General features: G+C 70.2%; 16 protein-coding genes. 11 read left to right on the forward strand and 5 right to left on the reverse strand.

Features of this window, described 5'->3' with window-relative positions; all coding sequences use genetic code 11:
* Positions 1–172: 172 nt before the first annotated feature.
* The 4 genes from rhaI (at position 173) to QK288_RS16405 (ending at position 6,256) form a co-directional block, all read left to right on the forward strand.
* Positions 173–1,342 carry an L-rhamnose isomerase gene (gene rhaI, locus QK288_RS16390; protein ID WP_281265333.1) on the forward strand — a complete coding sequence of 390 codons (1,170 nt, stop codon included), beginning with the start codon at positions 173–175 and terminating at the stop codon, positions 1,340–1,342.
* A gap of 4 nt (positions 1,343–1,346) precedes the next feature.
* Positions 1,347–3,431, forward strand: coding sequence for a bifunctional aldolase/short-chain dehydrogenase (locus QK288_RS16395; RefSeq protein ID WP_281265334.1), 2,085 nt, complete (start codon positions 1,347–1,349; stop codon positions 3,429–3,431).
* Positions 3,432–3,437: 6 nt separating this feature from the next.
* Positions 3,438–4,934, forward strand: coding sequence for a rhamnulokinase family protein (locus tag QK288_RS16400; RefSeq protein ID WP_281265335.1), 1,497 nt, complete (start codon positions 3,438–3,440; stop codon positions 4,932–4,934).
* An 86-nt stretch (positions 4,935–5,020) separates the two neighbouring features.
* Positions 5,021–6,256, forward strand: coding sequence for an alpha-hydroxy acid oxidase (locus tag QK288_RS16405; RefSeq protein ID WP_281267617.1), 1,236 nt, complete (start codon positions 5,021–5,023; stop codon positions 6,254–6,256).
* Here the strand turns inward: QK288_RS16405 and QK288_RS16410 are convergent.
* Positions 6,253–6,825 carry a hypothetical protein gene (locus QK288_RS16410; RefSeq protein ID WP_281265336.1) on the reverse strand — a complete coding sequence of 191 codons (573 nt, stop codon included), beginning with the start codon at positions 6,823–6,825 and terminating at the stop codon, positions 6,253–6,255. The genes QK288_RS16405 and QK288_RS16410 overlap by 4 nt on opposite strands.
* Positions 6,826–6,931: 106 nt before the next feature.
* Between QK288_RS16410 and QK288_RS16415 the strand changes: the two genes are divergently transcribed.
* Genes QK288_RS16415 through QK288_RS16425 form a run of 3 tightly spaced genes read left to right on the forward strand, consistent with a single transcriptional unit; the run spans position 6,932 to position 9,562 of the window.
* The gene (locus QK288_RS16415; protein WP_281265337.1) at positions 6,932–7,867 is read left to right on the forward strand and encodes an ATP-binding cassette domain-containing protein; all 936 of its coding nucleotides are present in this window, start codon (positions 6,932–6,934) and stop codon (positions 7,865–7,867) included.
* The gene (locus tag QK288_RS16420; RefSeq protein WP_281265338.1) at positions 7,864–9,078 is read left to right on the forward strand and encodes an ABC transporter permease; all 1,215 of its coding nucleotides are present in this window, start codon (positions 7,864–7,866) and stop codon (positions 9,076–9,078) included. The genes QK288_RS16415 and QK288_RS16420 overlap by 4 nt, the downstream gene beginning before the upstream one ends.
* 52 nt (positions 9,079–9,130) lie before the next feature.
* Positions 9,131–9,562 (forward strand): hypothetical protein, encoded by a 432-nt coding sequence (locus QK288_RS16425; protein WP_281265339.1) that lies wholly within the window; start codon positions 9,131–9,133, stop codon positions 9,560–9,562.
* On the opposite strand, the gene QK288_RS16430 is transcribed toward QK288_RS16425, so the two are convergent.
* Positions 9,549–10,760 (reverse strand): ROK family protein, encoded by a 1,212-nt coding sequence (locus QK288_RS16430; RefSeq protein WP_281267618.1) that lies wholly within the window; start codon positions 10,758–10,760, stop codon positions 9,549–9,551. The two genes, QK288_RS16425 and QK288_RS16430, sit on opposite strands and share 14 nt — an antisense overlap.
* A 137-nt stretch (positions 10,761–10,897) precedes the next feature.
* Between QK288_RS16430 and QK288_RS16435 the strand changes: the two genes are divergently transcribed.
* Genes QK288_RS16435 through QK288_RS16450 form a run of 4 tightly spaced genes read left to right on the forward strand, consistent with a single transcriptional unit; the run spans position 10,898 to position 15,805 of the window.
* Entirely contained in the window at positions 10,898–12,193 is a 1,296-nt protein-coding gene (locus tag QK288_RS16435) for a substrate-binding domain-containing protein (protein WP_281265340.1), read from the forward strand.
* A 29-nt stretch (positions 12,194–12,222) separates the two neighbouring features.
* On the forward strand, positions 12,223–13,206 hold the full coding sequence (locus QK288_RS16440; RefSeq protein ID WP_281265341.1) for a sugar ABC transporter permease: 984 nt from the start codon (positions 12,223–12,225) through the stop codon (positions 13,204–13,206).
* 44 nt (positions 13,207–13,250) lie between these two features.
* Positions 13,251–14,111, forward strand: a complete 861-nt coding sequence (locus QK288_RS16445; protein WP_281267619.1) for a carbohydrate ABC transporter permease — start codon at positions 13,251–13,253, stop codon at positions 14,109–14,111.
* Positions 14,112–14,146: 35 nt separating this feature from the next.
* The gene (locus QK288_RS16450) at positions 14,147–15,805 is read left to right on the forward strand and encodes a glycoside hydrolase family 13 protein (RefSeq protein WP_281265342.1); all 1,659 of its coding nucleotides are present in this window, start codon (positions 14,147–14,149) and stop codon (positions 15,803–15,805) included.
* A 78-nt stretch (positions 15,806–15,883) separates the two neighbouring features.
* Here the strand turns inward: QK288_RS16450 and QK288_RS16455 are convergent, their stop codons facing one another.
* The 3 genes from QK288_RS16455 to pnuC are packed head-to-tail and all read right to left on the reverse strand — an operon-like array spanning position 15,884 to position 17,978.
* Positions 15,884–16,531, reverse strand: coding sequence for a TetR family transcriptional regulator C-terminal domain-containing protein (locus tag QK288_RS16455; protein ID WP_281265343.1), 648 nt, complete (start codon positions 16,529–16,531; stop codon positions 15,884–15,886).
* A gap of 58 nt (positions 16,532–16,589) precedes the next feature.
* Positions 16,590–17,279 carry a hypothetical protein gene (locus tag QK288_RS16460; protein WP_281265344.1) on the reverse strand — a complete coding sequence of 230 codons (690 nt, stop codon included), beginning with the start codon at positions 17,277–17,279 and terminating at the stop codon, positions 16,590–16,592.
* A gap of 33 nt (positions 17,280–17,312) precedes the next feature.
* On the reverse strand, positions 17,313–17,978 hold the full coding sequence (gene pnuC, locus QK288_RS16465) for a nicotinamide riboside transporter PnuC (RefSeq protein ID WP_281265345.1): 666 nt from the start codon (positions 17,976–17,978) through the stop codon (positions 17,313–17,315).
* Positions 17,979–18,015: the final 37 nt, after the last annotated feature.

Consider the following 18,015-nt stretch of genomic DNA (forward strand, 5'->3'; position numbering starts at 1 on the left):
GGCCGGGAACGGCGTCGGGTTCGCGCCCCCGCACGGACATCGCGCCCCGACGCACCGGGGCGCGATGTCCGCAACGGGGCGCGAACCAACCGGCGGCGCGCCGCCGCTTGCGCGGTCCGGCGCCGCGGGCTAGCCTATGAAACGATTCAATCGACCACGAGGAAGTGACACGATGACATCAGCAAGCTTCAGTTCGATCGGCGACCAGCTGGCACGGCAGGCGATCGAGCTCCCGTCCTGGGCGTTCGGCAACTCCGGCACGCGTTTCAAGGTGTTCAGCACGCCAGGAACGCCCCGAGACCCGTACGAGAAGATCGCCGACGCGGCCCAGGTCAACAAGTACACGGGGCTGGCCCCCACGGTGGCGCTCCACATCCCGTGGGACCTCGTCGACGACTTCGCCGACCTCCGCCGCCACGCCGAGGAGCACGGCGTCCGCCTGGGCACCGTGAACTCGAACACGTTCCAGGACGACGACTACAAGTTCGGCGCCCTGACCCACGTCGACGAGACGATCCGGCAGAAGGCGATCGACCACCACCTGCGCTGCATCGACGTCATGGACGCCACGGGCAGCCGCGACCTGAAGATCTGGCTCGCCGAGGGTTCGAACTACCCGGGGCAGGAGGACATGCGCTCCCGCCAGGACCGCCTCCACGACAGCCTGTCGACGATCTACGACCGGCTCGGGGACGACCAGCGCCTGGTCCTGGAGTACAAGTTCTTCGAGCCGTCGTTCTACCACACGGACGTCCCCGACTGGGGCACCAGCTACGTGCAGACGAGCGCCCTCGGCGACAAGGCGATGGTCTGCCTCGACACCGGCCACCACGCACCTGGTACGAACATCGAGTTCATCGTCATGCAGCTGCTGCGCCTCGGCAAACTGGGGAGCTTCGACTTCAACTCGCGCTTCTACGCCGACGACGACCTCATCGTGGGCGCAGCCGACCCGTTCCAGCTGTTCCGCATCCTGGTCGAGGTCATCCGCGGCGGCGGCTACGACAACCCCGACGTCGCGTTCATGCTCGACCAGTGCCACAACATCGAGGACAAGATCCCCGGGCAGATCCGCTCGGTGCTGAACGTCCAGGAGATGACGGCCCGCGCGCTGCTCCTGGACCGCGTGGCGCTGACGGCGGCGCAGGAAGCGCACGACGTCCTGGGCGCGAACGAGATCTTCATGGACGCGTACCAGACCGACGTCCGGAAGGACCTCGCGGCCTGGCGCGAATCGCGCGGCCTCCCGGCCGACCCGATGCGCGCGTACCTGGACTCCGGGTACCAGCGCTCGATCGCCGAGGACCGCGTGGGCGGCGTCCAAGCCGGCTGGGGCGCGTAGACAGATGACGATCAACGACCTGGAGGACCGGGTGGACCCCGCAACGCAGACGACCGCTGGACAGGTGGTCGCCGACCTCATCGCACGTTCCAACGCGCTCGGCTCGGACCCGCGGATCACGAACTACGCCGGGGGGAACACCTCGGCGAAGGGCGCCGCGACCGATCCGGTGACCGGCGAACCCGTGGAACTGCTCTGGGTGAAGGGATCCGGGGGCGACCTCGGCACCCTGACACCGGCCGGGCTCGCCGTGCTGCGGGTCGACCGGGTCCGGGCGTTGGCGCAGGTCTACCCGGGCGTCGATCGCGAGGACGAGGTGGTCGCCGCGTTCGACTACTGCCTGCACGGCAAGGGCGGAGCAGCTCCGAGCATCGACACGGCCATGCACGCCCTCGTCGACGCCCCGCACGTGGACCACCTGCACCCGGACGCCGGCATCGCCATCGCGACGGCGGCGGACGGCCCGGCCCTGACGGAGCGGGTCTTCGGCGGGAAGGTCGTGTGGGTGCCGTGGCGCCGACCCGGGTTCCAGCTCGGCCTCGACATCGCCGCGATCAAGCGGGACCACCCCGAGGCGATCGGCACGATCCTCGGCGGGCACGGCATCACCGCCTGGGGGACCACCAGCGACGAGGCCGAGGCGAACTCCCGCTGGATCATCGACACCGCCGAGCAGTACATCGCTGCGAACGGCAAGCCCGACCCGTTCGGCCCCGTCCGCGCGGGCTTCGAGGCGCTCCCCTCCGACGAACGACGAGCCCGCGCCGCCGCCCTCGCCCCGACGATCCGTGGGATCGCGGGGCACGACAAGCCGGTCGTGGGGCACGTCACCGACAGCGACGTGGTGCTCGACTTCCTCGCGAGCGAGAAGGCGCCGGGACTCGCGGCGCTCGGCACCAGCTGCCCGGACCACTTCCTCCGCACCAAGGTGCAGCCGCTCGTCCTCGACCTGCCGGCGACGGCCACCGTCGAGGAGCAGATCGCACGCCTGCACGAGCTGCACACGTCCTACCGCGAGGACTACCAGGCGTACTACGACCGGCACGCGACGCCCGAGTCCCCCGCGATCCGCGGCGCCGACCCGCTCATCGTGCTCGTCCCCGGTGTCGGCATGTTCTCGTACGGCAAGGACGCCCAGACCGCCCGCGTCGCCGGGGAGTTCTACGTCAACGCGATCAACGTCATGCGCGGGGCCGAAGCACTCTCCACCTACGCCCCGATCGACGAGGCCGAGAAGTTCCGCATCGAGTACTGGGCCCTCGAAGAAGCCAAGCTCCAGCGGATGCCGGCGCCGAAGAAGCTCGCGACCCGCATCGCCCTCGTCACCGGGGCCGCGTCCGGCATCGGCAAGGCGATCGCGAAGCGCTTGGCATCGGAGGGCGCCGCGGTCGTCATCGCCGACCTCGACGAGACGAAGGCGCAGGAGGCCGCCGCCGAGATCGGGGACACCGACCGGGCGATCGGCGTCGCGGCGAACGTGACCTCCGCCGAGGACATCGCGCGCGCCGTCCAGGAGACCCTCCTGCACTTCGGCGGCCTCGACCTCGTCGTCAACAACGCGGGGCTGAGCCTGAGCAAGTCGCTGCTCGAGACCACCGAGCAGGACTGGGACCTGCAGCACGACGTCATGGCGAAGGGCTCGTTCCTGGTGTCGAAGGCCGCGGCGAAGGTCCTCATCGAGCAGGGCCTCGGCGGCGACATCGTGTACATCTCGAGCAAGAACTCGGTGTTCGCCGGCCCGAACAACATCGCCTACTCCGCCACGAAGGCCGACCAGGCCCACCAGGTGCGACTGCTGGCGGCCGAGCTCGGCGAACACGGTGTCCGGGTGAACGGCATCAACCCGGACGGCGTCGTCCGCGGCTCGGGCATCTTCGCGTCCGGCTGGGGTGCGAACCGCGCGAAGACGTACGGCATCGAGGAGCAGGACCTCGGGAAGTTCTACGCCCAGCGCACGATCTTGAAGCGCGAGGTCGTGCCGGAGAACGTGGCGAACGCCGTCTACGCCATCTGCACCGACGACTTCTCGCACACCACGGGCCTGCACGTGCCGGTGGACGCGGGCGTCGCCGCGGCCTTCCTGAGGTAGCGGGACATGCGCAGCAGCGGCGGCCCGAGCATTGCCGGCGGCAGCGTGGCCGCGGTCGACCTCGGCGCCACGAGCGGCCGGGTGATCGTCGGGCACGTCGACACGGACGGCGTGCGGACGGAGCACGTCGCCCGGTTCCCGAACGGCCCCGTCACGCTCCACGAGCACGACCGCGAGGCCCTGCACTGGGACGTGGTCGAGCTGTACCAGCAGGTCACCGCCGGCCTCCGCGACGCGTTCGGCAGGAATCCGGACATCGCGAGCATCGGGATCGACTCGTGGGCGGTCGACTACGGACTCCTCCGCGACGGACGCCTGCTCGGCCTGCCGTCCCACTACCGGGACGACCGGCACGAGCACGGCGTCGCCCCGGTGCACGCAGCGGTCGACTCCGCCGAGCTGTACAGCCGCAACGGGCTGCAGCACCTCCCCTTCAACACGCTGTTCCAGTGGGCGGCGGACCCGACGCTGCACCTCGCCGACCGTGCCCTGCTCGTCCCCGACCTGCTCGGGTACTGGCTCACCGGTGTCGAGGCGGCCGAGCGGACCAACGCATCGACTACCGGGGCGCTCAACGCGACCACCCGTGGGTGGGACCCGGCGTTGCGGGCTGCTGCGGGCCTCCCGTCCGGACTCCTGCCCACGCTCCGCGACCCGGGAGACCGGCTCGGTCCCCTGCTGCCGGCCGTCGCCGACCTGGTCGGCGGCAGCGCACCGGTCACGCTGGTCGGGTCGCACGACACGGCCTCGGCCGTCGTCGCGGTCCCCGCGACGACCGGCGACTTCGCCTACATCTCGAGCGGCACGTGGTCGCTCGTCGGGGTCGAGCTCGAGGCCCCCGTCCTGTCGGACGCGGCCCGCGACGCGAACTGCACCAACGAGGGCGGTGTGGACGGCCGGGTCCGGTTCCTCAAGAACGTGTCAGGACTGTGGTTGCTCTCGGAGAGCGTCCGGACCTGGGAACGTGGCGGCGAGCGCATCGATCTGGAGGCTCTGCTCGCCTCCGCCGCGGCCGTCACCGCCCCGGTCCCCGTCTTCGACGTCGCGGACGAGTCGTTCACGCCCCCCGGCGACATGCCTGCCCGGATCGCCTCCTGGTGCTCCGAGCACGGCCTCTCGGCACCCGCGACGCGGGCGGAGTTCGTCCGGTCGATCCTGGAGTCGTTGGCCGTCGCCTACGCCGCGACGCTGGCGACGATCGCCACGATCACCGGCAAGGACATCCGACAGGTCCACATCGTCGGCGGCGGTTCCCAGAACCGGCTGCTGTGCCAGCTGACGGCCGATCGCACCGGACTGCCGGTTCTGGCGGGTCCGGTCGAGGCGACCGCACTCGGCAACATCCTGGTGCAGGCGCGGGCTGCTGGGCTTGCCGGCCTCGGCGGCGCGTCCCTCGAGGCGCTGCGCACCGTGGTCGCGCGCACGGTCGAGCCCGTTCGATACACCCCGACGACGGAACGAACCACCACCCGATCCACCCCGAGACGTAGGATGTCTGTATGACCTCGACCGATGACCAGCGACGTGTCGACCCAGCGACGGGCGCACCGGCACCGACCGCGGGAGCCGCGTCGACGGCGCGGACCAAGATGCGGCGGCAGCTGCCGACCGTGCACGACCTGGCGCCCCTGATGCAGTTCAAGAAGCCCGACCTCAACGCGCGGCGGCGTCGGCTGGAGCAGGCGCTGACGATCTGGGACCTCCGGGACATCGCCGCGCGCCGGACCCCTCGTGCCGCGTTCGACTACACCGAGGGTGCCGCCGAGGCCGAGATCTCGCTGGCGCGGGCACGGCAGGCCTTCGAGGACATCGAGTTCACACCGTCGATCCTCCGGGACGTCTCCACCGTGTCGACTTCGCGCGAGGTACTGGGCGCCCCGGTGTCGTACCCGTTCGGCATCGCACCGACGGGGTTCACCCGGATGATGCAGACCGAGGGCGAGCGCGCGGGGGCCAGGGCCGCCGGACGCGCCGGGATCCCGTTCTCGCTGTCCACGATGGGCACCACCGCGATCGAGGACGTCCGCGACGCCAACCCCCACGGGCGCAACTGGTTCCAGCTGTACATGTGGAAGGACCGCGAGAAGTCGATGGCGCTGGTGTCCCGCGCCGAGAAGGCCGGGTTCGACACGCTGCTCGTCACCGTGGACGTCCCCGTCGCGGGTGCGCGGCTCCGGGACAAGCGCAACGGGTTCTCGATCCCGCCGCAGCTGAGCGCTCGCACGGTGGTCAACGCGATCCCGCGCCCGTGGTGGTGGTTCGACTTCCTCACCACCGAGCCCCTGGCGTTCGCGTCCCTCGATCGCTGGTCCGGCACCGTCGGGGAGCTCCTCGACCACATGTTCGACCCGACCGTCACCTACGAGGACCTGGCGTGGATCCGCGACCAGTGGAAGGGCAAGGTCGTCGTCAAGGGCGTGCAGTCCCTGGCGGACGCGAAGCGCCTGGCGTCCATGGGCGTCGACGGGATCACGCTGTCGAACCACGGCGGACGCCAGCTCGACCGTGCCCCGATCCCGTTCCACCTGCTGCCCTCGGTGGTCAAGGAGGTCGGGAACGACACCGAGGTGCACCTCGACACGGGCATCATGTCCGGCGCGGACATCGTCGCGGCCGTCGCGCTCGGGGCGAAGTTCACGATGGTCGGTCGGGCGTACCTCTACGGGCTGATGGCCGGGGGCGAGGCCGGGGTCGATCGGATGATCCAGATCCTGTCGGAGCAGATCGAGCGCACCATGCGGCTGCTCGGGGTCACGTCGCTCGACGAGCTCGAGCCAGGTCACGTCACGCAGCTCGCCCGCCTGGTGCCGGTCGCTCGTCCCTAGCCGGGGGCGTCCGGCAGCGTCCACGTCGCGCCGGGCGCCGGGCCGCCCGCCGTCCGCTGTGGCCGCTGCCGGAGGTCCTCGAGCATCGGCGTGAGCCTGCGCAGGCTCCGTTGGGTGTCGACGAGGCTCACGGCCAGGAACCCCACGAACAGGGCGACGAACACCCACCAGACCGGCCCGTCCGTCACTGCGAGCCAGACTCCGAGCGCGGTGGCGAGCACGACGACCACCGGCCCGAACCACCGGTTGCGGCGGTACTGACGTCGGGCCCGCTCGAGCTCGGCTGTCCAGATCGCCGGGTCGACGTCGGGGGGCACCACGCCGGTCTTGACCGCGCGACGGATCCGGTTCACCTCGTCCGCTCCGCCGGCACGACGTCGCGTCCGCGCGATGCCGATCCCGAAGAAGGCGGTCATGAGGCCCGCGTACACGACGGACCCGATCACGAGCGCACCGACGTCTTGGCGCGCGGGCCGCGTGACGAACTGGATGCCGAACCACAGCACCGCGAGCAGGACGAACAGGACGGGCAGCAGCACCGGTAGCGACAACCTCCGGAAGCGTTCCATGGGTCTCCCTCGATCCAGTCCAAGATGCCCGCACCGGGCAGCGTGCTGCTGTGAGGTCGGGGCACATCGCCTCCCGGTAGGGTCGGCGGCACGAGAAGGGGGCTGCATGGCCGGGGCGAGCATCAGCGTGCAGGACTTCGTCATGCGCTTCGGGGACCGTACCGTCGTGGACGGGTTGTCGTTCGACGTCGCGCCCGGGGAGACGTTCGGGCTCCTCGGCAGCAACGGGTCCGGCAAGACGACGACGATCCGGGCGCTCCTTGGCATCACGTCGCCGTCGGCCGGCACGCTGACGATCGACGGACGGCAGTACCGGCCGGCGACCGGCGGCATCGGGTACCTGCCCGAGGAGCGTGGGCTGTACCGGAAGGAGTCCGTCATCGACGTGATGACGTACTTCGCGGCACTCCGTGGCATGGCGCGCTCGGCGTCCACCGCGTGGTCGATGGAGTACCTGGCGCGGGTCGGGCTCGCGGACAAGGCGAAGCTCCGGATCGACAAGCTCTCGGGCGGCCAGCAGCAGAAGGTCCAGCTCGGGATCACGATCATGGACCGGCCGCGGCTGCTCATCCTCGACGAGCCGACCAAGGGCCTCGACCCGGTGAACCGCAGGCTCCTGCTCGACCTGGTCGACGAGCGGAAGGCCGACGGCGCCACCGTGATCCTGGTCACGCACCACATGGACGAGGTCGAACGGCTCTGCGACCGGATCCTGCTCCTGAAGGACGGCACCGCGGCCGCGTACGGCACGATCCCCGAGGTGCAGGACGCCTTCGGGGGTGCCGTCGCGAAGGTGTCGCTCGACGGAGCGGTGCCGACGTCGCCGCTCTACAAGCTCGCACGGCACGAGGGCCACGTCGCGTACCTGGTGCCGTCGTCCTCGGCAGCCACGGACGGGTCGGACATCCTGTCGTCGCTCGTCGGAGCCGGGGTGCACGTCACGGGCTTCGAGATGCGGAGGATCCCGCTCGACGAGATCTTCGTGCAGGTGTACGGCCACGACGCCGGCGCGGACGAGCGCGCCGCAGGGGGAATGCGATGAGCCGTCTGGGAACCGTCATCCGGTTCGAGTTCGTCCGCGCGGTGAAGAAGCCCGCGTTCTGGATCGGCACCCTCGCGCTGCCCTTCGTCATCGTGGTGGTGTCCCTGCTCGTCGGGGTCGGGCAGGCGGCGGGGACGAACTCGGTCGTGTCGAGCTCGTCCGCCGAGAAGACGCCGTTCCACTACGTCGACCGCTCCGGGCTCGTCTCCGAGTCCGTGGCGGCGCGCTGGGGCGGGACGCCATCCACGGACGAGGCCGCCGACCGTGCCGACGTCGTCGCCGGACGGCTCGACGCGCTCGTCGTGTTCCCGGAGTCCCCGTCCGAGGACCCGATCGAGGTCACCGCGAAGGACAAGGGGCTCTTCGAGAACGGCGGGTACTCGTCGCTCGCCGAGCGGGTGCTCGAGCAGAGCGTCGCCGCGAACGTGGACGACGCGGAGGCGGTGCACATCCTGCGGTCGCCGCCTGCCGCCGACGTCACGGCCTACGCCGACGGGAAGGTCGCGCCGGGGTGGCTGTCGATCCTGCCGCCGATGGTCTACCTGGCGGCGTTCTTCGGGCTCGTGCTGCTGCTCGCCGCGCGCATGGTCACCGTGGTCGTCGAGGAGAAGGAGAACCGGATCTCCGAGATGATCCTGACGACGGTGACGGCCGGGGACCTGATCCGCGGCAAGGTCATCGCGATGCTGCTCGTCGGCCTCGTGCAGATCGGGGTGTTCCTGGTGCCGGGGCTGCTGTCGCTCGTCGTCGTCATCCCGCTGGTCGCCAGCCGGGTCGGGCACGTGGTCGTCGATCCGTGGCGGATGGTGGTCGGCGCCCTGCTGCTCGTCGGCGGGGTCCTGCTCGCGTCAGCGCTGTTCGTCGCCGTCGGTGCCGCCGTCCCGACGATCAAGGACGCCTCGGCGCTGCAGTCCGCGGCGATCTTCTCGCTGATCATCCCCATCTACGCGGCGTTCTTCGTGATGACGAGCCCCTCGTCGCCCGTCGTCGCGGTCTTCACGTACTTCCCGACGTTCACCCCGATCACCGCGATGGTCCGGAACGCCGTCGGGTCGCTGTCGCCGCTCGAGTCGGTCGTCTGCATCGTCGAGGTGTTCGTCGTCGCAGGGCTGCTGCTGTGGTTCGCGCAGTACCTCTTCCGGCACTCGGTCGCGCAGTACGGGTCGAAGGTGACGGTCCGGCAGATCCTCTCCTGGCGCCGGTCCCGGTGATCTCACGGCACTCGCGATTCCCACATCGTCCGTCGAGCGCTAACGTGCGGTCATGATCGACACGGGCATCCGAGAACGGCAGGACGTCGGCGCGGGCACCCTGGTCGCACTCGCCGTCGCCCGGACGGTCACGGTGTTGTTCGCGGTGCTCGTGATCGGGTTCGGCATCCTGCGGTCAACGGTCGACGACATCGCGTTCTCCGAGTCCCCCGGACCGATCAACTCGCTGATGATCGTGGCGATCGCCCTGAGCTCGCGGGACACGCGTTGGGCGATCGGACACCCTGCTCGCGGCTGGGCCGCGCTCACGTGGATCGCCGTCATGGCCGTGACCCCACTCGTGTTCCACGGTGCGTTCGTCTTGTGGGCGAGCTCGCTGGCGGCGCTGAGCCTGCCGTTGCTCGTGGTCACCCTGCTCGCCCGTCGGGCTGGGGAACGGATCTTCCCGGGGTGGCCGACGGCCGCCGAGGTCAGGACGCGCTGACCGACCGCCCCGTCAGGGACAACGCCAGCGGGTTCGCCCGGACGAGGTCGAGCCCACGCTGCGCAGCGCCGATCAGTACGACGTCGGGCCCGAGCTCGGACGCGACGACCTCCGGCACCGGACGGAACGCACCGCTGCCGAGGACGGCGTTCGCGCGCGCGATGACCGCGGCCGCCGGCTGCGCGATCGCCCCGGCGACGTAGACGCGCTCGATGTCGAGCAGGCTCGCGAGCACGATGGTCGCCTTCGCCAGCCGTTCACCGAGCTGGTCGACGATCTGCAGGGCGACCCGGTCCCCGTCGCGAGCAGCCGCGAACACCGCCTGGGCGTCGAGCGCACTCCGTGCCGCGATCTCGGCGAGGACCGAACCCGGCGCGATCCGCCCGGCGGCGAGCGCCTCGGCCGCGAGCGTCCGGCACGCAGCGCCGATGCCCTCCGGTGTCCCGACGCCCTCGACGAGGGCGAGGACGCGCATCTCGCCGGCACCGCCGTGTGCGCCGCGGAGCAGGACCCCGTCGACGATGAGGCCGGTGCCGAAGCGCTCCCCGGACAGCAGAGCGGCGAACGAGTCACCAGCGCCCCTGGCACGCTCCGCGATCGCGGCGAGGTTCGCGTCGTTCTCGACGACGATCGCCCCGTGACCGGCGAGGACGTCCTCGAAGCCGGGGTTCATGCGGTGCCAGAACCCGTCGTCCTCATTCGGGGACCGCCCGTGCGCGTCGACCGGCGCCGCGACGCCGATCGTCGTGACGAGCACGTCCGAGGCGGCGTGCCCGGCGTCCGCGAGTGCGCGCGTGACGCACCGGAGGACCGCGGCGCGACGATCACGGGCGTCCCGGTCGGCATCGTCGAAGTCGGGTCGGACGGGCTCCTCCGCGTGGGCGAGGACGGTTCCCCGCAGGTCAGCGACGACCGCCTCGACGCGTGACTGCCCGACGTCGGCCCCGACGACCACGCCAGCGGTCCTCCGCAGTTCGTAGCGCTTCGCCGGGCGACCCATCCGGTACTCCCCCGCGGCCCTGGCGTCGTCGAGCTCCGCGATCCACCCGAGCCGGACGAGCTCGTCGCACGCCGTCAGCACGGTCGACCGTGTGTGCCCGGTCCGTGCCATCACCGTGCTCGCGGTGAACGCCTGCTCGGCGAAGGCCACGTCGAGCACCGTCTCGAGGCTCGAGCGCCGCAGCAGGTCGGGGAGCATGGTCACTGGCCGAAGATACCGCGTCACGAGTTCCTTGCTTTCCTAAATATTCTCGCTAGATTATGTGCACCGACCGCATCGGAGCAGTCGGGGGGACGGGACGGCAAGGGCGCCGAGACCCGTCGGACGGAGTTCACGTGCACGCACGAACCGCTTCACCGCTGAGCCGATCGGCGCTCAGTCGTCGGTCCTTCCTCCTCGGCACCGGCGCAGTCGGCGCGAGCCTGGCCCTCGCCGGGTGCGCGCCCGCGTCGTCGGGCTCCGGTCGGGAGACGATCACGTTCTACGTCTCGAAGCCCGAGGTCATCGGGTACTTCGACGACGTCATCGCGAAGTTCCACGACAGCCAGTCGAAGATCCGGGTCATCCGTGACTCGACGTCGTCGCTGCCGGCGGACTTCGTGCGGAGCTCGCCGCCGGACCTCGGCTGCCTGAACTACAACTACGCGATGGTGTCCTTCGTCGAGCACGGCGCATTGACCGACCTGTCCGACATGGACGAGGCCAAGGCCATCAACCCGGACCTCTGGACGCTCATGGAGCAGACGGCGTCCTACCCGGGTGAGCGGAACGCGCTGCCGTACTCGGTCACCGCCGCGTCGGTGATCTACAACAAGGAGATCTTCGCCCAGCAGGGCATCGAGATCCCGACCACCTGGTCCGAGCTGGAGGCGGTCTGCGAGAAGCTCCTCGCCGCCGACGTCACGCCGTTCTACAACACCTACAAGGACACGTGGACGCTCGCCCAGGGGATGTTCGACTACTCGATCGGCGGCATGCTCGACGTCGGGAAGACCTTCTCGGCGCTCGAGAAGGAGGGCACGTCGCTCACGCCGTCCTCCCCCGTGTCGTTCTCGAAGGACTTCGCACCGCCGATGGACCGGATGGCGCAGCTCGCGAAGTGGTCGAACAAGAACGCCGCGAGCCGTGCGTACGGCGACGGCAACCTCGCGTTCGCGAAGGGCGAGTCGGCGATGTACCTGCAGGGTCCGTGGGCGCTCATCGAGATCGCGAAGACGAACCCGGACATGGACCTCGGCACGTTCCCGATGCCCGCGACCGACGACCCCGCCGACCTGAAGGTCCGGGTCAACGTCGACCTGGCGCTCTGGATCCCGAAGGCGTCGAAGAAGCAGGAGGCAGCGCGCGAGTTCCTCCGCTTCCTGATGTCCCCCGACGTCGCGGACAAGTACAACGCGGACAACAACGGGTTCGGCACCCGCAAGGACTCGCCCCCGGTCGCCAACCCGACGCTGCAGGGCATGCAGCAGTACTACGACGACGCGGCCTTCTACCTCGGCCCGTCGCAGCTCGTGCCGGCCGAGATCCCCGTGGCCAACTACGCGCAGTCCATCGCCCTCGGCGGCGACCCGGCTCCGCAGCTCCGCACACTCGATGCCGACTGGGCGCGCGTGGCGCGCCGGAAGGCCTGACCCGGTCTCGGACCGAGGAGACGATCACCATGGCAATCGCCACGACGTCCTCCGGCGGCAGCCGCCGGAACAGCCCCACCGACAGCCCCGATCCCGACCGGGGCGGCTCCCCCACCGCGAGCGGCCGAGCGCCACGAACCGCACGGTCCCGGGTGCACCGCATCCAGCCGGTGTTCCTCGCCTTCCTCCTGCCCACGCTCGTCGTCTTCACACTGGCGATCACGGTGCCTGCCGTGATGGGCATCGTCCTCAGCTTCACCGACTCGGTCGGGTTCGGGGAGTTCGGGTTCACCGGCCTGACGAACTACCTCGCGATCTTCTCTGACCCGGCGATCCTGCACGCCTACCTGTTCACGATGGGCTTCTCGCTGGTCACCGTGCTCGTCGTGAACGCGCTGGCGCTCCTGCTGGCGATCGCCCTGACGAGCCGCATCCGTGCCAAGGTCGCCCTCCGCGCGGTGTTCGTGCTGCCGATGGTCATCTCGGGCATCGTCATCGCGTACGTGTTCTCGTTCCTCTTCTCGAACAGCCTGCCCGAGCTCGCGACGACGCTCGGGATCGCGCCGCTCGAGACGAGCATCCTCGCCAACCCCGACCTCGCCTGGATCGCGATCGTCGTGGTCACGACGTGGCAGGCGATCCCCGGCACGCTGCTCATCTACATCGCGGGGGTCCTCGCGATCCCCGGCGAGGTGTACGAGGCCGCGGCCATCGACGGCGCGTCGTCGTGGCGGCAGCTCGTCTCGATCACGATGCCGCTCACCGCCGGCTACATCGTCATCAACCTGATCCTCGGCTTCAAGAACTTCCTCAACGCCTACGACGTGATCGTCGGTCTCACCGCCGGAGGCCCGGGGACCGCGACCACGAGTGTCGCGATGTCGATCTTCAACGGGTTCAACAGCGGCGACTACTCCTACCAGATGGCGAACGCGACGATCTTCTTCGTCATCACCGTCATCCTCGCGCTCGTCCAGCTGCGGCTCAGCCGCGGGAAGGCCCTCTTCTCATGACGCTCCCTGCACCGCTCCAGCCGTCCACCACCCGCACCGGCAGCATGCGGTCGATCGACGCGGACTCCGCCCGCGGCCGTCGATCGAAGAGCGGCTGGAACTGGCCGCTGACGATCATCCTGGCGATCTGCTCGCTGACGGTCTTCGTCCCGCTGTACGTCACGGTCGTGATGGCGTTCAAGACCACGAGCCAGGCGCTCGACGGCAACGCGTTCTCGCTGCCGGCACCGTTCAGCATGGACGGGTTCGTCCGGGCCTGGGAGCTGACCGACTTCCCGCGGGCGTTCGGCGTCTCCGTGCTCGTCGCCGCGATCTCCGTCACCGGGACGATCCTCCTTGCGTCGTTCGCCGCCTACGCGATCTCGCACAACTGGCAGCACCGGCTGTTCCGCTGGTCGTTCTTCTACCTGCTCGCCGCGATGTTCCTGCCGTTCCCGGTCCTGGCGCTGTCGCAGGTCAAGCTCACCGGCATGGTCGGTCTCGACAACCCGATCGGCGTCGCGATCCTGCACATCATGTTCCAGCTGTCCTTCAGCGTGCTGCTCTTCACCGCGTTCCTCCGCTCGATCCCCGGCGAGCTCGAGGAGAGCGCCCGCATCGACGGCGCGAGCGTCGGCCAGGTGTTCTGGCGGCTGCTGTTCCCGCTCCTGGCACCGATGAGCGCGACCGTCGGGATCTTCGCGTTCCTGGCGTCGTGGAACGACTACATGATGCCGGCGCTCATCACGGCCGATCCGGCGCTGCAGACGCTCCCCGTGCTGCAGCAGATCTTCCAGAGCCAGTTCAGCAACAACTACAACGTCTCGTTCGCCTCGTACCTCATGGCGATGGCGCCGTCCATCATCGTGTACGTCCTCACCCAGCGATGGGTGATGTCCGGTGTGACGCAGGGCGCCATCAAGTGACCGACACGAGCACCACCGAAAGGACACCACCCCTCATGACCGATGTGCTGACCGCACAGGACCCGACGGCCACCGACGAGACCTGGTGGCGCCAGGCGAGCGTCTACCAGATCTACCCGCGGTCCTTCGCGGACGCGAACGGCGACGGGATCGGCGACCTCGCCGGCATCACCGAGCGCGTGCCCTACCTGGCGTCACTCGGCGTCGAGGCCGTCTGGCTCAGCCCCTTCTACCCGTCGGCACTCGCCGACGGCGGCTACGACGTCGACGACTACCGCGACGTCGACCCGAAGCTCGGCACGCTCGAGGACTTCGACGCGATGGTCGCCGCCCTGCACGGCGCCGGGATCCGGGTGATCGTCGACATCGTCCCGAACCACACGAGCGACCGGCACGAGTGGTTCCGCGAGGCCCTCGCCGCGCCCGCCGGCAGCCCGGCCCGCGACCGCTACGTGTTCCGCGACGGCACCGGCCCCGCCGCCGAGAACCCACCGGCCGACTGGGTCTCGATCTTCGGCGGCCCGGCCTGGACCGCAGCGGGCGACGGCCAGTGGTACCTGCACAGCTTCGCGAAGGAGCAGCCCGACCTGAACTGGGCGAACCGGGAGGTCCGGGACGACTTCCTGCACACCCTGCGCTTCTGGTCCGACCGCGGGGTCGACGGCTTCCGCATCGACGTGGCACACGGGCTCTCGAAGGACCTCGGCGAGGTCCTGCCGACCTGGGCCGAACTCTCCGCCATGCCGAAGGACGGCACGCACCCACTCTGGGACCGTGACGACGTCCACGAGATCTATGCGGAGTGGCGGAAGGTCTTCGACGAGTACACCCCGGCCCGCACCGCGGTCGCCGAGGCGTGGGTCGCCGCCGACCGCCGTGCCCGCTACGCGAGCGCCGACGGGCTGGGGCAGGCGTTCAACTTCGACCTGCTCGAAGCCGACTTCGACGCGCCGTCGTTCCGGTCGATCATCGAGTTCAACCTCGGTCTCGCCGAGCAGTCCGGCTCCTCGACAACGTGGGTCTTCTCGAACCACGACGTCGTCCGGCACGCCACCCGCTACGCACTGCCGCCGCAGAACGGTGCGGCCGAGAAGCAGGGCGGCGCATGGCTGCTCGCCGGCGGCTCGCCGGATGCACTCGACCAGGAGCTCGGGCTCCGGCGCGCGCAGGCGGCGACGCTGCTGGAGCTCGCGCTGCCGGGCTCGGCGTACATGTACCAGGGTGAGGAGCTCGGCCTGCAGGAGGTCGGCGACATCCCCGCCGCCGACCGTCAGGACCCGGCGTTCTTCCGGAACCCGGGCGTCGACGTCGGCCGTGACGGCTGCCGTGTCCCGATCCCGTGGACCAGGGACGGGTCGTCGTTCGGCTTCGGCTCAGGTGGCTCGCACCTGCCGCAGCCGGCGTGGTTCGGCGGGTTCTCGGTCGAGGCGGAGGACGACGACCCCGACTCCACGCTGAACCTCTACCGGAAGGCGCTCGGCCTCCGTGGACAGCTGCAGTCCGAGGAGCGCCTCGAGTGGCTCGACACCGGTCGCGACGACGTGCTCGCGTTCCGCCGGCCGAACGGCTGGACCAACGTCACGGTGTTCGGAGACGAGCCGTACGAACTCCCCGCGGGTGCGCTGCTGCTCGCCTCGGCGCCGGTGGCAGACGGCGCCCTGACGGGCGTGGGGACCGCCTGGTTGCGCGCCTAGCGCGAGCAGGCGACAGACGGGAGGCACGGTGCGGGCAGGCACCGTGCCTCCCGTCCGTCACGGGGTGCGTGCAGGACGTCAGCCGGCAGGCAGGACGGGTGACGTCGGGACACCGTCGAGGTCCCACGCCGGGACGTGACGGTGCCGCCAGCCCGCGCGGAGCGCGCGGACCGCGTGGTCGTACTCGGCGAGCGCGTCGAGGCCCGGTCGCACGAGGAGCTGGATCTGGAGTCCCTGGTACAGGGCGAGCAGCTGCGTGGCCGCGTGCTCGGCGGAGACCACCGCGTCCTCCGTGCCCGCGTCGAAGTCGCGCTGGAACCCCGCCGTCAGCGCACCGACGTACTCGGCGTACCGCTTCCGGAACAGCTCCGCGAAGGTGGTGTCGGCGCCCGCGATGTTGATCACGCCGGCGAGGACCCGGACGAGACCCGGGTCGGCGACGTCCTCGGCGAGGGTCATCCGGACGTAGTCGATCGTCGTCGCCGGCTTCTGGCGTCTGGTCGATCCGCGGAGGTCGGTCCACGCGTCGTAGGTGACCAGCAGCAGGGCGTCCCACGTCGGGAACGCCCGGGCGACGGCGTCGAGCGGCACACCGGCGATGTCCGCGACGACCGCCGCGTCGACCTCGGTGAACGGGTGCAGGCGGTAGGCGCGGATGGCCGCCCGGATGAGGCGCTCCGCGATCGTCTGTTCGTCGACGATCGTGTCGTCAGTCAGTGTCTCCACCCGGACATCCCATCGCATCGACGAGGACCTGTCGCGTCCCAGACCGGGGGCCGTGCGCTCAGTCGCCTGGCAACCCGAGCTTCGACCCGCGAGGGTCGGCGCCTCGCGCCGCTGATCCCGCTGGTGGCGTCCAGGGCGGGGTCGCCTCGACCCGCCGCCGGGTCAGCTCCGCCCGCCCGAGCCACACGACCGTCGCGACGACGCTCCCACCCTGCAGGAGCAGGAACACCGGTGGCATGAGCAGGACGACGAGGCTCTGCGTGGACGCCAGCCCGCTGGCGAGCGCGCCGATCCATGTCGCGAGCCACCCGAACGGGATCCAGCGCAACCGATCCGTGCTCGCGACCGCGGGCTCGACCATCCTCGACGCCTGGGCGAGGACCTCGTCGCGGTCCTCGGGGAGGAGCTCCGGCGGTCGGGCCGCGAACTGCTGCCCGATGCGCTCGTGCCGTCGCCACCCGCCGGGGAACGGCTGCCACCGCTGGGGCTGGAGCTTCCGTGCGGTCCGGAAGAACACCGCGGCGAAGCACCCGATCGCCGCCGCGAAGGCGACCGCCGAGACGATCGTCTGCGGAAGGGGCGTCCCCAGCCATCCGGTCATCCCGTCCGACACGATCGTCGCCGCACCGACGATGACGGCGACGGAACCGCAGACGATCGTCCGACGTCGGGTGCGCCTCGGCTCGAGGAACTCGTGCCGCCTGGCACGGAACACCCGCAGGCCGGTCAGGAACGCGCCATCGCTCATGCTCCCACCATGCCGTCCGGTTCCCGGTGGCGCTCAGCCGACGGTGACGGGAGCCGCAGGTGGCTTCGTGCGCTGCCGCATCCAGACGAAGAAGCCGGTCAGGGTGAAGACGCCGTAGAAGACGTACATCAGCCCGGACGCGTAGTACCCGGCGGAGAACAGCAGCGGGACGCCCACCAGGTCCACGGCGACCCAGATGAGCCAGAACTCGACCCAGCCCTTCGCCATGCCGTAGGTCGCGAGCAGGGACCCGACGAAGATCCAGGCATCGCTCCACACCGGCTCGTACGACCCCAGGGCGCGGAAGACCGGCGTCAGCACGAGCGTCCCGCCGACCATGCCGACGACGAGCAGTCCACGGGTCCGCCACGACGCCCACTTCGGGTCGATGACGGTCGTCGACTCGGCGGGGCGATGGGTCCAGCGGTACCAGCCGTAGACGCTGACGATGATGAACATCACCTGGCGTCCGGCCTGGCCGAGCAGGTTGACCGGGTTCGGGGTGTCGAAGAGCGCACCCATGAAGACCGTGAAGAGCAGGACGTTGCCGACGATGCCGACGGGCCACGCCCACACCTTGCGGCGCATGCCGCCGAGGGCGCTGAGCAGCCCGAAGACGTTGCCGATCACCTCGCGCCAGAGCACGGTCTGGTCTCCGACGACGATCTGCGCGTCGAACAGCCAGCGCACGATGCCCATGGGCCCTCCTCGTTTCCGGTCCGTGCAACCGTATTGG

The organism is Curtobacterium sp. 9128, from assembly GCF_900086645.1.
Lineage (GTDB): Bacteria > Actinomycetota > Actinomycetes > Actinomycetales > Microbacteriaceae > Curtobacterium.

Bases quoted from the DNA above. Each gene is read 5' to 3' on its own strand.
- QK288_RS16440 (WP_281265341.1), top strand. From the start codon at position 12,223: ATGGCAATCGCCACGACGTCCTCCGGCGGCAGCCGCCGGAACAGCCCC.
- QK288_RS16405 (WP_281267617.1), top strand. From the start codon at position 5,021: ATGCGGCGGCAGCTGCCGACCGTGCACGACCTGGCGCCCCTGATGCAG.
- QK288_RS16400 (WP_281265335.1), top strand. From the start codon at position 3,438: ATGCGCAGCAGCGGCGGCCCGAGCATTGCCGGCGGCAGCGTGGCCGCG.
- QK288_RS16415 (WP_281265337.1), top strand. From the start codon at position 6,932: ATGGCCGGGGCGAGCATCAGCGTGCAGGACTTCGTCATGCGCTTCGGG.
- QK288_RS16430 (WP_281267618.1), bottom strand. From the start codon at position 10,760: ATGCTCCCCGACCTGCTGCGGCGCTCGAGCCTCGAGACGGTGCTCGAC.
- QK288_RS16420 (WP_281265338.1), top strand. From the start codon at position 7,864: ATGAGCCGTCTGGGAACCGTCATCCGGTTCGAGTTCGTCCGCGCGGTG.
- QK288_RS16450 (WP_281265342.1), top strand. From the start codon at position 14,147: ATGACCGATGTGCTGACCGCACAGGACCCGACGGCCACCGACGAGACC.
- QK288_RS16410 (WP_281265336.1), bottom strand. From the start codon at position 6,825: ATGGAACGCTTCCGGAGGTTGTCGCTACCGGTGCTGCTGCCCGTCCTG.
- QK288_RS16395 (WP_281265334.1), top strand. From the start codon at position 1,347: ATGACGATCAACGACCTGGAGGACCGGGTGGACCCCGCAACGCAGACG.
- pnuC (WP_281265345.1), bottom strand. From the start codon at position 17,978: ATGGGCATCGTGCGCTGGCTGTTCGACGCGCAGATCGTCGTCGGAGAC.
- rhaI (WP_281265333.1), top strand. From the start codon at position 173: ATGACATCAGCAAGCTTCAGTTCGATCGGCGACCAGCTGGCACGGCAG.
- QK288_RS16445 (WP_281267619.1), top strand. From the start codon at position 13,251: ATGCGGTCGATCGACGCGGACTCCGCCCGCGGCCGTCGATCGAAGAGC.
- QK288_RS16425 (WP_281265339.1), top strand. From the start codon at position 9,131: ATGATCGACACGGGCATCCGAGAACGGCAGGACGTCGGCGCGGGCACC.
- QK288_RS16460 (WP_281265344.1), bottom strand. From the start codon at position 17,279: ATGAGCGATGGCGCGTTCCTGACCGGCCTGCGGGTGTTCCGTGCCAGG.